Below are 12,624 nucleotides of genomic sequence, written 5' to 3'. Positions count from 1 at the left end.
AACAGAGTTTTACGAGCCGAAACCCTTCTTCACTCACGCGGCGTTGCTCCATCAGACTTGCGTCCATTGTGGAAGATTCCCTACTGCTGCCTCCCGTAGGAGTCTGGGCCGTGTCTCAGTCCCAATGTGGCCGATTACCCTCTCAGGTCGGCTACGTATCATCGCCTTGGTGAGCCATTATCTCACCAACTAGCTAATACGCCGCGGGTCCATCCTAAAGTGATAGCAGAGCCATCTTTCAAGTTGGAACCATGCGGTTCCAACTAATTATACGGTATTAGCACTTGTTTCCAAATGTTATCCCCTGCTTTAGGGCAGGTTACCCACGTGTTACTCACCAGTTCGCCACTCGTCCCGAATCCAAAAATCATTTATGCAAGCATAAAATCAAATTGGGAGAACTCGTTCGACTTGCATGTATTAGGCACGCCGCCAGCGTTCGTCCTGAGCCAGGATCAAACTCTCATCTTATAGATGAAAAGCTTTTAACTAGCTCATCAAATTAATTGTTTTTAAAAGCGAATTGACTTCGCTGTGTTTAATTTACTTACGATCTAAATCGTAAGTTCCTTACACATCATTGATTATCAATCTTGTTCAGTTTTCAAAGATCTACTTATCAGTTAACTACTTGAAACAAGCAGCTTTTTAATTATATCATATTAACAATTCAATGTCAACAACTTTTTTATAATTAAATTTTTAATTGGTATGTTGCTGTTTGTTATATCAGCAACGCAACATTAATCATTATGCCATCTTAACAAGTAAAAGTCAACAACTTTTTATAATTATTTTTAAAAAATAACTTGTCTTTTCGACGACATTTATAATTATATCAAAGCTATAACATAACGTCAACAACTTTTTTATAATTATTTTTGTGCTTTGTTATCAAAAATGACAACAGGAATAATAATATCAATAATTCAGATTAGCGTCAACAATAAATTTAAAAAATGATTAAAATTCAACAAAAAATAAAATATAACCTTTATAATGAACAATAAATTGTTTAAAAGGAGCAAGATAAATTGGAAAAGGTAGTTATTGTAGCAGCAAAAAGGACCCCTATCGGTAAAATAAATGGTGCACTAAAAAAATTTTCATCAGTTGAATTAGGAACCATCGTAACAAAAGAAGCAATTAAACAGGCAAAAATAGAAAAAGATAATGTTGATCAAGTAATATTTGGTAATGTTCTACAAGCCGGTGCTGGGCAAAATATTTCTAGACAAATAGAAGTACAATCTGGCATCCCCTACTCTAGTACAGCAAATACCGTTAATCAGGTTTGCGGTTCAGGACTAAAAGCTGTCAGAAATGCTCAAGCAGCAATTGCTATGGGTGATGCTAAAATTGTTGTTGCTGGTGGTGTTGAAAGTATGTCAAACGCACCATTTCTAAATATGAATATGAGAAATGGGCAAAAGTTTGGCAATGTATCTTTAATTGATTCTATATATAACGATGCTTTAATGGATGCTTTCAACAAACAACCAATGGGTATGACTGCAGAAAATGTAGCTAAAAAATATAATATTTCTAGAACAGAACAAGATGAATGGGCATATGAATCACATATGCGTGCCTTAAATGCTCAAAAGAAGAATTATCTAAATGAAGAAATTGCTCCCATTGAAATAAATAGTCGTAAAGGTAGTTTCATATTTAGAAATGACGAAACAGTTAGGCCTGATACTAATATGGAAGTTTTAGGCAAATTAAAGCCTGTATTTACTCCTAATGGTTCCGTTACTGCCGGGAATGCAGCGAGTTTAAATGATGGTGCATCTGCGCTTGTATTAATGAGTGCATCTGAAGCTAAAAAAAGAGGAATTAAACCACTAGCCTTAATTGATGATTATGCTGAAACTGGTTGTGATCCTGATTATATGGGCTATGCACCATATGATGCTACTAAAAAACTATTTGCTAAAATGCAAATCGGTATGAACGATATTGATTTAGTTGAACTTAACGAAGCATTTGCAGCACAAGTATTAGCGGTAGCTAAAAACTACAATATTGATAAAAATAAACTAAATATTGCTGGTGGGGCCATTTCAATGGGTCATCCTCTAGGTGATTCTGGGGCAAGAATTATCGGAACCCTGATTTATAATTTAAAACGAACCAATAAAAAAAGTGGTTTAGCTACTATTTGTATTGGTGGTGGTATGGGAATGGCAATGAAAATTACATTATTATAAAACAAATCACGTGGAACAATAACTCATTTGTTGTATCCTGTATTATATGAGAGTTTTTTCAATTCGTTGCATTTAGTGACGTTTTTATATATACTCTTAAGTTATGGTTTTTATAAATTAATAATAATCCAAAAGGAAGTGTTAAAATGCCCGCAACATACTTAAGAAAATCAACAGAAGAGGATTTACCAGAAATCTTGGACATTATTCATTCAGCTATTTCATACTTAGGTGAACAAGGAATTGACCAATGGCAACATGGTTATCCTGCTGATGATGACTTGAAGAAAGATATTGCAGACGGAATCAATTATGTTTTAGTAACTGATGGAAACATTGCTGGAACAGCAACTATCCACCAAGGAATTGATCCTAATTATTTAAAAATTGAAGATGGTGAATGGGTAAATGGATCTGAAGCTCATTATGCAGCAATTCATCGTGTTGCAATTTCAAATAAATTCCGTGGACAACATCTTTCACAAAAACTAGTGAGCGGTTTAATTACAGTTTCCACTGTCTTAGGATTTAAAGACGTAAGAATCGATACTCATCCCGAAAATATGGCAATGCAACATGTAATAACATCTAATGGTTTTGAAAAACGTGGAGTTATCCATATGCGTGAAAATGGGCATCCTTGGACTGCTAGATATGCATACCAATTACTAATTAAATAACAAAGGTGGCTAAAATATGATGGCTAGTGACTTTTCAGTTCAAATCAAATTAATCATTATGTATGCAATTGGTGTAATTGCAATGTTATTATTACTTGGCTTCTTATATTATAAGCAACATAAATTACTAACTAAAAATATAATTCCAATTTTGATTATAGCTATCATAATGATCTTGATTTTAGCCATTGTCATTACTTTACCTTAAAACAAAAAATGTCGGTACGAATAAATCGTATCGACACTTTTTTATTTAATTACAACTTTAGTACCAAATGGAACATATTGATTAATCCATTTAGCATCTGGAACTGATAAACGAACACAACCATGAGAATTAGCTTTCTTACCTAATTCATGGGCATCTTTCATCAAATACTTACCATTTTTGTTAACTGGGACACTATGGAATAAATAGATTCCGTGATTTTTCCAAGAAGTCCAATAATTAGCACCTTCGCCTGAACTAGCATTATAAAAATGGCTACCACGTTCAGCCTGAATATGATAAGTTCCTTTAGGAGTAGCACTATTACCACTACCAGTGGAACAATACATTGTATATAAAACCTTATGTTTAGGGCTCATTACATAAACACGTTGTTTCTTGGTAGAAACAAACAACCAATTTTTATGCTTTACATTCATATTTGGATAAGGTTTATTTTCAGATGACTTCCGCCAATTGGCATTGCTCATCTTACTTGATGTTTCTTTATTACCAATATTATTTTTATTATGGCCATTAGCATTACTACTACCGCAAGCTGTCATAAAGAAAATAACCGACAAAATACTAACAATAGGAAATACTAATCTATAAAATTTCTTCAAAATCATCATTCCTTTCAATCACAATTATACACATTTAAAATAAAACAAAAAATGTTTGAGTATTTAAAGATAAGATGCTATATTTTTATTTGTAAGATAAATTAAATATTTTTGCTGTCCACTGGGGTGTCGTTAAGACTGAGATTATACCCATTGAACCTGATCTAGTTAACTCTAGCGAAGGAAGTTAAGACACACTTTAATGATAATTAAACTAGAAGTGTACCCTTTTGCTATGAGCAAAAGGGTATTTTTATTTGGTGGCAGTATTATAGGAGGAATTTTATGTTTTCTGATGAACTGAAACAAAGTGCAAATCCTATTTTACAAAGCATTTTTAAGCATCAATTTATTGAGGGAATTAAAAATGGAAAAGTTGATGATAGTATTCTTAAATTCTATGTAGAGCAAGACTATCAATATCTATCTGAATTTATGAAAATTTATGCATCAATCATTCCATTATTGAAAGACCGTAATGATATTCGATTTTTCAATAATAATATTGATTTTATTTTGAATGATGAGATTCACCATCACAAAATTTTTTGCAAAGTGGCAAATTTAAAATATGAAGACTTGAAAAATGCCACTCCATCGCCAAAAGCTTATTTATACCAATTACACATGTATAAAGCCGTCAATAGCGGTCAAATATTAAATATCTTAGCTGCATTATTACCATGTCCTTGGACATACAATGAAATCGCCAAAAAGATTATGCAAAGTAATATCAACCTTGACAAAAATCCATTTAAGGATTGGATTAATTTTTATCTTGAGGAAGACCAAGACAATTCATTAACTAACAGATTATTCATTATGTTAGTTAAATTTGCCAATAATTTAAATAACGAAAAATTAGATGAAGCTAAATCATACTTTCTAAAGAGCTGTGAACTAGAATGGCAATTTTGGCAGCAAGCCTTTTATAAAGAAGATTGGCAATTTAAAAATGTTTTTAGTAAGGAGCTTGTAAATGGATAAATCAAAAATAATTCCACAAGCACTTACAATTGCTGGTTCCGATTCTGGTGGTGGTGCTGGCATCCAAGCTGACATTAAAACCATGGAAGCAAACCATGTTTTCAGCACCAATGTCATTGTTGGTATTACTGCACAAAATACCATTGACGTTCAAAATGTTTTTGCATTACCTGCTAATATCATTAATCAGCAATTTAGTTCCGTAATAGCTGATTTCGAAATTAGTGCCACCAAAACTGGGGCTTTATTCGATAATGAACATGTCAAAATTATAGTAGATAATATCAAAAAGTATAATTTGCATCCCCTAATAGTTGATCCCGTTATGGTAGCTAAAGGTGGTGCTAAATTATTAAGTGAAAATGGCATCAAAACAATTATTAAAGATTTGGTTCCACTTGCAGATATTGTCACTCCTAACTTACCAGAAGCTGAAGTAATCGTTAATTTTAAATTATCATCAAACGAAAAGATTAAACAAGCTGCTCATATCATTCATGATTTAGGTGCTAAAAATGTCATTATTAAAGGCGGTCACTCGTCTCGAAATATAATATCAGACTATGTATTACTCGAAAACGGTCATGACTTCTGGCTTAATAGCAAAAAGTATCACACCAAGCGCAAACACGGCACTGGTGATACTTTATCATCCGCTATTGTTGCCGGACTCGCTAAGGGGAAAAACATTCGGGAGGCAATATTTTATGGAAAAAAATATATCGATACCATTTTAAAGAATAAAATCATCGTTGGAAATGGTCATGGGCCTCTGAATCATTGGGGAGGAGAAAATAAAAATGCCTTTTAATATCAAACAATTAAAAGTATATTTCATTGCGGGTAGCCAAAATACTAATCATAATGTTCAAAAGCTATTAGAAATTGTAGAAAAAGCATGTGCTAATGGTATAACCATGTTTCAATATCGAGAAAAAGATGAATCAACTTTAAATGCTGATGAGATATTAAATGTCGCCAAAAAAATTAAAAAAATAACTGATTATTATCGTGTTCCCTTAATTATCGATGATAATTTAACATTGGCTAAAAGCATCAATGCCGATGGAATTCATGTCGGTCAAGATGATGAAAGTATCAATCAAATCAGAAATGAAATTCCCAATAAAATAATTGGCTTATCAGTTCACAATGAAACAGAATTATTAAACATTAAAAATAATAAAGTTAATTATCTTGGTATTGGTCCAATTTATCATACCAGTTCAAAAGCTAATCCTAAGAAAGCAATTGGTATTGATAAATTAAATCGACTAGCAACAATCAGTAAATTTCCTACTGTAGCTATTGGTGGCATTCATGCCAAAAATATAAATACAGTTTTATATACACCTGTAAACGGTATTGCCGTCATTTCAGAAATTATAGATAGCGATAATATTGAAAAAACTATTAACAAAATAAGAGGGCTTAAAAATGGATGAGATCAAAAAATTAAGAAAAGCAAACCCCGTAGTATTAAACATTGCTAATATGGTAACTCCACAACATGTTGCTGACGCTATCAATTTCATTGGCGCCTCTCCCATTATGTTCAATGATAAAAGAGAAGCAAAAGATTTAGTTAATATATCAGATGCACTTGTAATTAATTTAGGCTCTAATAGTAAAGTAACAATTGATCAAGCGATTTTTGCTGGTAAAGAAGCAAACCATAAAAAAATTCCGATTGTTTTAGACCCAGTAGCGATTGCCGCATCAAAGTTACGGCAGGATAATTTCAAATATATTAATGATAATATTAAAATCAATGTTTTAAGAGGTAATGCTGGTGAGATTGCATTTATTGCCGGCGTTGAATGGGATGCCAAAGGTATCGATGCAGGAAATGGTAAAGGTAGTTTACAAAGTATTGCTGAAAAAGCAGCTCGTAAATTAAACGCCATTGTAGTTTTATCTGGACCTTCAGATATCGTAACTGATGGTGAAACAACATATGAAATTGATAATGGAAATCATTTTTTTGCATTAAATGTTGGATGTGGCGATATGTTAGATGGCATTATTGGCGCATTTATGGGAATTGAATCATCAATATCATCAGTAGTAATGGCCACTAAATTATTTAGCATTGTGGGTGAAATTGCGGCTGCAAAAATTAACGAACCTTATATGTTTTTAGGTAGTTTTTTTGATAATTTATATAAAGTTTCAGATCAAGAAGTAGCTAAAAAAGAAAAAGTTAAACTTATGAAAAATTAAGATATAAACAAAAAATGGATGGCTTTGGTAAAATACAAAGTCATCCATTTTTATCATTTATTAAATTGAAAAATTTTTATGAATAATATTTAGTAACAAATAATATAAACTGCGATAGCAATAATAATAGCGATTGCGATTAAGATATAACATAACTTTTCAAACATATAAATTCCTTCTTTGTATGCGAATTCAGATTAACTAAAATTTTATGCTACCCCATAATTATTGTCAATAAAACAAAAGAATTGCCAATTAAATTGGCAACTCTTTATTAATTAAATATATTGAACAATTGTCATCAAAATAGGAATAACTACAATGAATAAAATAGTTGATGTGGTAACAATATTGGTAGCATATTTAACGTCACCATGAGCTTCAGCAGCTAGGATAGGCAATACAGCTAGCATTGGAGTAGCAGATTGAACAATCATCGTTTGGTTGAACATTGATGGCAATGAAACTCCACCGTGCATAGCTAAGACTAAGATTCCAATCATTACAACTGGTGCTAAAACGAAACGACCAATTAAGGCTACTACTGTATCGCGATCAAATGAAATACTCTTTAATCCAGCATCAGCTAAAACAATTCCAATGTAGATAAGTGATAATGGTGTTACTAAACTTCCTACATATGATAATGTTTGTGAAATAAATGGTACTTTTAATACTGGAATGTTTAATAATAAGAAAATCAAAGCAATTAAGAATCCTACAAGTGGCATTGGTAATACTTGCTTCCAATTAATCTTGTGATGTTCTTTTGGTTGGTCTTTCTTAGTAGGATCATCATTACTAATTAAGAAGACCCCAAAGGCCCAAGTTGAAACGGTATTAATAATGTAGTAAACCAAGAAATATGTCATTGAGTTAGGAAATAGTGCTAAGTTCAATGGTAATCCAATAAAAATAGTATTGGCGTTTACAACGGCATTAATAAATACTCCACGACGACCCACTCTGATCTTCATGATTTTAACAAGTGCAAACGCAATAATGTAGCCAATGACTACTGAAATAATTCCCCAGATTAAATAACTACTAAAACCAACTAGCTGATCACGAGTTAATTTATTTAACACTGCAACAAAGATTGAAGCAGGTAGCGCAATATTTTTAATTAGTTTAGAAATATTCTTACTAAATGTGTCAGCAAACCATCCAGTTTTACGCAGTACATAACCTAGAATCATGATTAGTACAACTACTAGGACACTTTGAATTGATGTAAAAAATACATCCATTTTTAACCCCTCCTATTAATTATATAAAATTTTATTTTTAAATTTATTTAACGATATCAAACTATAAAACATCGCATAAGATATAGTCAAAAAATACGTTCATTATAAATAAAATTTATATGTCAATAGAAAGATCATTTATATTGTTGTTATAAAGCTATTTGTGTCTTTTATTTTGACGATGAAGAATCCAAACAGTAGTAAGTGTTGATACTAAAAATAAAATTATCACAAATAAAATTAAATAAATAATAAAACTCATTATAAAGCCTCCCAAATATGTATTCGTAGACAAAGTATATCTAAATTTAGAAAAAAATGCCAAATTTTTGTTGCATTAAAATTAATATTATGGTTTAATATTAATTGTTGATTAGTAATCGACAATTAATTCAATATTATGAGCTGTTAGCTTAAGGTAAAAAGCACTCAGTCCTTTGCTGAGAAGATGGTGTTCGAAGCATCACAGCTCACTAACCAAAGTACTTTGAAGATTTAATTTTTGGAGTACTTTTTTATTAATATTGTTTTTATTATATCTCACAAAAAAGGACATGCATTTTATGCATGTCCTTTTATTTTTGTCTAATATGGAATTATTAATGAAATTGCATTCCACCGTCTAACTCAAGTGTTTGTCCAGTAATATAATCTGAGTCTTTACCTGCTAAAAAGGCAACCCCATTAGCAATATCTGAAGATTCAGCCAAACGGCCTAATGCAATATCTTTGGAGAAAGTACTCATTCCCCATTCATCATCTTTACCTGCATTTTGAGCAACTTGATGTGCAATATCCATCATCATAGGAGTCTTAACAATTCCTGGGGCAAATGCATTAACTGTGATATCTAATGGAGCTAAATCACGAGCTGTTGATTGAGTAATTCCACGAATAGCAAATTTACTACCACTGTATAATGCTAAATTAGGATTACCAACTACCCCAGCTTGAGAAGTAGCATTGATAATTTTTCCACCATGACCTAATTTTTCAAATTTTTCTTTAGCTGCTTGAGTTCCCCAAATTACTGAAGCAACATTGGTTTTATATACAAAATCAAATTGATCTGGAGTAATTGTATCAATTGGAGTTGTTGGACCCACTCCAGCATTGTTAACAACCACGTTTAAATCGCCTAACTGTTTAACTGTTTCATCAACTGCTTTAAACATTTCATCACGTTTGGATACATCGACTTGAACAAAAATCGCCTTTCCACCATCAGCATTAATTTCTTTGGCTACTTTTTCACCTTTTTTTGCAGTACGATTTGCAATGGCAACTGCAAATTCGTCTTTTGCTAATCTTTTAGCAATTGCTTCTCCAATACCTTGACCACTACCAGTAACAAATGCAACTTTTTGTGACATAAAAAGATCCCCTTTTTCTATTAATACACTTCACTATTATAATACATAATAAATATTAAAAATACATAAGATTTTAGTCGCACTCTAAACAATCTAAAGCAAAATATTTGAATTATAATAATAAGGCATCTATTCTAGAAAATAGAAATATTAATTAATAATTTTAATAATGTTAGGAATGATTATAAATGGCTGATAAATACGATTATGATGTTTTATATATTGGTGCTGGTCATGGTACATTTGATGGTGCTATTCCATTAGCACAAAAGGGTTATAAAATTGCAGTCGTTGAAGCAGATAAAGTTGGTGGAACATGTCCTAATTGGGGATGTAACGCTAAAATCGCTTTAGACATTCCAGTCCAATTAAATGAAACCCAAAAACGATTACAAAATATCATTAATGGCGATACTTCAATCAACTGGAAAGAAAATATGATTAATAAACACAAGGTAATTGATGGATTACCTGATGCAATTAGTGGATTAATCAAATCCCTTGGTATCAATTTAATTCATGGTTTTGCTAAATTAAATGATAATCATACTGTAACTGTTGGTGATAAAAGCTATTCTGCAGATAAAATTGTCATTGCCACTGGACTACGTCCACATCGTTTAGATGTTAGCGGTAAAGAATTAGCTCATGACTCTAAAGATTTCTTAAACTTAGATGAAATGCCTAAACATGTGACAATCATCGGTGCTGGATATATTGCAATGGAATTTGCAACCATCGCTAATGCTGCTGATGCTCAAGTCACAGTTTTAATGCATGGTGACAAAGCACTTCGTCAATTTAATCAAGACTATGTTGATATGGTTATGAAAGACTTAGAAAATAAAGGTGTTCGTTTTGTAAAAAATGCTAAAATTAAAGATTTTATACAAAAAGATGACTGCGTAACCGCTGTTCAATTAGATAATGAAGATATTCGTACCGACTACATTTTAGATGCCACTGGTAGAATTCCAAATGTTGAAAACATGGGCTTAGAAGACTTAGGTATCAAATATGATAAAAGTGGTATCAAAGTTAATGATCATTTAGCAACAAATGTTGATAATATCTATGCTTCTGGCGATGTTGCTGATACTGGTAAACCTAAGTTGACCCCTACTGCTATGTTTGAATCTAAATATCTAACTAGTTTATTCTCTGGTGAAACTAAAGCTGCTATTGATTTTCCTGCTATTCCATCAGTTGTATTCACAACTCCACGCATTGCAGAAGTCGGTGTCTCAGTTGATGAAGCTAAGAATAGCGATGAATATACAGTTGAAGAAACTGATATGACTAAAGATTGGTATCGTGCCATTACCAAAGAACAAATTGCCAAACGTGCATATATCTTTGATAAAGAACATCACTTAGTAGGTGCTACTGAAGTATCTGATCAAGCTGATTCTGTTATCGATTCAATCTTACCTGCCGTTGCTCTAAAACTAGATCAAAAACAAATTGGTAGATTAGTTCACTTATTCCCATCCATTGGAAGCGATGCATGGCAAAATATCTAATCACTAAAATTTAAAACAAGCATATCTATAAATAAAAAATTCCAGGAAACTGGAACTTTTTATTTATATAAGTCTATTTATTTGTTTATTAATGAACACTATATTAAATTAAGTGTTGATAGATACATATATCAAGGAGGATTTGTTATGCAAAATAATAAATATAATTACGATGTAATTTATATTGGTTCTGGTCACGCTGCTTTTGATGGTGCTAAAAAATTATGTAAAAAAGGATTCAAAATTGCGTTTGTTGAAGCCGATGCTGTTGGTGGTACATGTCCTAATTGGGGATGTAATGCAAAAATTACATTAGATTTACCAATCACTTTAGCCAAAAAGCAACATCGCATGAGTAGTATTGTTGAAGGTGATACCAAGATCAATTGGCATGCTAATATGCAAAATAAACATGCTGGAATTGATAATATTAAAGTAAATCGTGAAGCTACTATGAAGTCATTAGGCATGGATGTTATTCATGGATTTGCCAAATTTACTGATGCTCATACATTAGAAATTAATGGTGAACATGTTACTTCCGATAAAATCGTCATCGCAACTGGTTTAACTCCTCATAGAGTGAATGTAGAAAATACAGAATTATCTCATGATTCTAAAGATTTTTTAAACTTAGACGAAATGCCTAAATCCATGGCCGTTGTAGGAACCGGTTATATCGCAATGGAATTCGCTACTATGGCTAATGAAGCTGGTGCTGATGTCACAATGCTAATGCATAGTGATAAAGCATTACGTAGTTTTTATCAACCATATGTAGAAAAAGTGATTAATGAAATGAAAGGCTCAGGCATTCATTTCATTCAAAATGCCGATATTCATGCTTTTAATCGTGATGGCGACAATTATGTTGTAAATTATGGTGATAAAAAAGAACTAAATGTAGAATGGATTTTAGATGCATCTGGTCGTGTTCCTATGGTTCATAATATGGGACTAGAAGAAATTGGTGTTAAATATGATGATAAAAAAGGTGTTATCGTAAATGATCATTTACAAACTTCAGTTGATAACATTTACGCTTCCGGTGATGTTGCAGCTACTGGACAACCTAATTTAACCCCTACTGCCACTTTCGAATCACAATATTTAAACCATCTTTTTGCTGGGGAAACTGATAAGGCTATTGATTTTCCTGCTATTCCTTCAGTTGTCTTTACATCTCCAAGAATTAGCCAAATGGGCGTTTCAGTTGCTGAAGCTGAAAAAAGTGATGCATATATAGTTGAAAAGCATGATATGGCAGGAACATGGTTTAGACAAGCCACTAAAGCTAAAATTGCTGAAAATGCATATGTATTTGATAAAGAACATCGTTTAGTTGGTTTTACAGAAATTTCTGATGATGCTGATAATACAATTGATACACTTGTCCCCGCAGTTAATATGCATATGAATGAAGAAGAAATTGAACGTAACGTTCATCTTTTCCCTTCAATTGGTCATGAAGCTTGGAAAAACTTATAAAAAAATAAAAACTCTTTAAGTAAATTGCTTAAAGAGTTTTTTACATATAGTAT

Annotated in this window: 12 protein-coding genes, 1 rRNA gene and 1 riboswitch; of the genes, 9 read left to right on the top strand and 4 right to left on the bottom strand. The window is 32.1% G+C overall.

The features are described 5' to 3' along the window. Positions 1–471: ribosomal RNA gene (locus C7N44_RS05950) — 16S ribosomal RNA — on the bottom strand; the annotation flags it as partial. A 563-nt stretch (positions 472–1,034) separates the two neighbouring features. Between C7N44_RS05950 and C7N44_RS05945 the strand changes: the two genes are divergently transcribed. The 3 genes from C7N44_RS05945 (at position 1,035) to C7N44_RS05935 (ending at position 3,101) form a co-directional block, all read left to right on the top strand. Further along, positions 1,035–2,213, top strand: coding sequence for a thiolase family protein (locus C7N44_RS05945; RefSeq protein WP_105956993.1), 1,179 nt, complete (start codon positions 1,035–1,037; stop codon positions 2,211–2,213). Positions 2,214–2,359: 146 nt separating this feature from the next. Further along, positions 2,360–2,893 carry a GNAT family N-acetyltransferase gene (locus C7N44_RS05940; RefSeq protein WP_105956992.1) on the top strand — a complete coding sequence of 178 codons (534 nt, stop codon included), beginning with the start codon at positions 2,360–2,362 and terminating at the stop codon, positions 2,891–2,893. A gap of 16 nt (positions 2,894–2,909) precedes the next feature. Beyond that, on the top strand, positions 2,910–3,101 hold the full coding sequence (locus C7N44_RS05935) for a hypothetical protein (protein WP_105956991.1): 192 nt from the start codon (positions 2,910–2,912) through the stop codon (positions 3,099–3,101). A 41-nt stretch (positions 3,102–3,142) separates the two neighbouring features. Here the strand turns inward: C7N44_RS05935 and C7N44_RS05930 are convergent, their stop codons facing one another. After that, the gene (locus tag C7N44_RS05930; RefSeq protein ID WP_404799040.1) at positions 3,143–3,730 is read right to left on the bottom strand and encodes a L,D-transpeptidase; all 588 of its coding nucleotides are present in this window, start codon (positions 3,728–3,730) and stop codon (positions 3,143–3,145) included. A 109-nt stretch (positions 3,731–3,839) separates the two neighbouring features. Beyond that, positions 3,840–3,930: riboswitch (TPP riboswitch) on the top strand. Between the two features lie 82 nt (positions 3,931–4,012). Here C7N44_RS05930 and tenA point away from each other — a divergent pair. Genes tenA through thiM form a run of 4 tightly spaced genes read left to right on the top strand, consistent with a single transcriptional unit; the run spans position 4,013 to position 6,937 of the window. Beyond that, entirely contained in the window at positions 4,013–4,714 is a 702-nt protein-coding gene (gene tenA / locus C7N44_RS05925; protein WP_105956990.1) for a thiaminase II, read from the top strand. After that, a complete protein-coding gene (gene thiD / locus C7N44_RS05920) occupies positions 4,707–5,525 on the top strand; it encodes a bifunctional hydroxymethylpyrimidine kinase/phosphomethylpyrimidine kinase (RefSeq protein WP_105956989.1) in 819 nt (272 codons plus the stop codon). The genes tenA and thiD overlap by 8 nt, the downstream gene beginning before the upstream one ends. Further along, a complete protein-coding gene (gene thiE, locus C7N44_RS05915; protein WP_105956988.1) occupies positions 5,515–6,159 on the top strand; it encodes a thiamine phosphate synthase in 645 nt (214 codons plus the stop codon). The genes thiD and thiE overlap by 11 nt, the downstream gene beginning before the upstream one ends. Then, a complete protein-coding gene (gene thiM, locus C7N44_RS05910; protein WP_105956987.1) occupies positions 6,152–6,937 on the top strand; it encodes a hydroxyethylthiazole kinase in 786 nt (261 codons plus the stop codon). The genes thiE and thiM overlap by 8 nt, the downstream gene beginning before the upstream one ends. A gap of 278 nt (positions 6,938–7,215) precedes the next feature. On the opposite strand, the gene C7N44_RS05905 is transcribed toward thiM, so the two are convergent. Together C7N44_RS05905 and C7N44_RS05900 are read right to left on the bottom strand one after the other, a co-directional pair. Continuing rightward, a complete protein-coding gene (locus C7N44_RS05905; RefSeq protein WP_105956986.1) occupies positions 7,216–8,187 on the bottom strand; it encodes an AEC family transporter in 972 nt (323 codons plus the stop codon). Positions 8,188–8,786: 599 nt separating this feature from the next. Continuing rightward, complete coding sequence (locus tag C7N44_RS05900; RefSeq protein WP_105956985.1) at positions 8,787–9,560, bottom strand: (S)-acetoin forming diacetyl reductase; 774 nt, start codon at positions 9,558–9,560, stop codon at positions 8,787–8,789. 188 nt (positions 9,561–9,748) lie between these two features. Here C7N44_RS05900 and C7N44_RS05895 point away from each other — a divergent pair, with 188 nt between their 5' ends. After that, positions 9,749–11,083, top strand: coding sequence for a dihydrolipoyl dehydrogenase family protein (locus C7N44_RS05895; RefSeq protein WP_105956984.1), 1,335 nt, complete (start codon positions 9,749–9,751; stop codon positions 11,081–11,083). Between the two features lie 147 nt (positions 11,084–11,230). Beyond that, a complete protein-coding gene (locus C7N44_RS05890) occupies positions 11,231–12,571 on the top strand; it encodes a dihydrolipoyl dehydrogenase family protein (protein ID WP_105956983.1) in 1,341 nt (446 codons plus the stop codon). Positions 12,572–12,624 lie beyond the last annotated feature (53 nt).

The sequence above is a fragment of the Apilactobacillus quenuiae genome (assembly GCF_002994005.1).
GTDB lineage: Bacteria > Bacillota > Bacilli > Lactobacillales > Lactobacillaceae > Apilactobacillus > Apilactobacillus quenuiae.
Note: the sequence above shows the minus strand (reverse complement) of the source record. Positions and strands in the feature narration are given on the sequence as shown.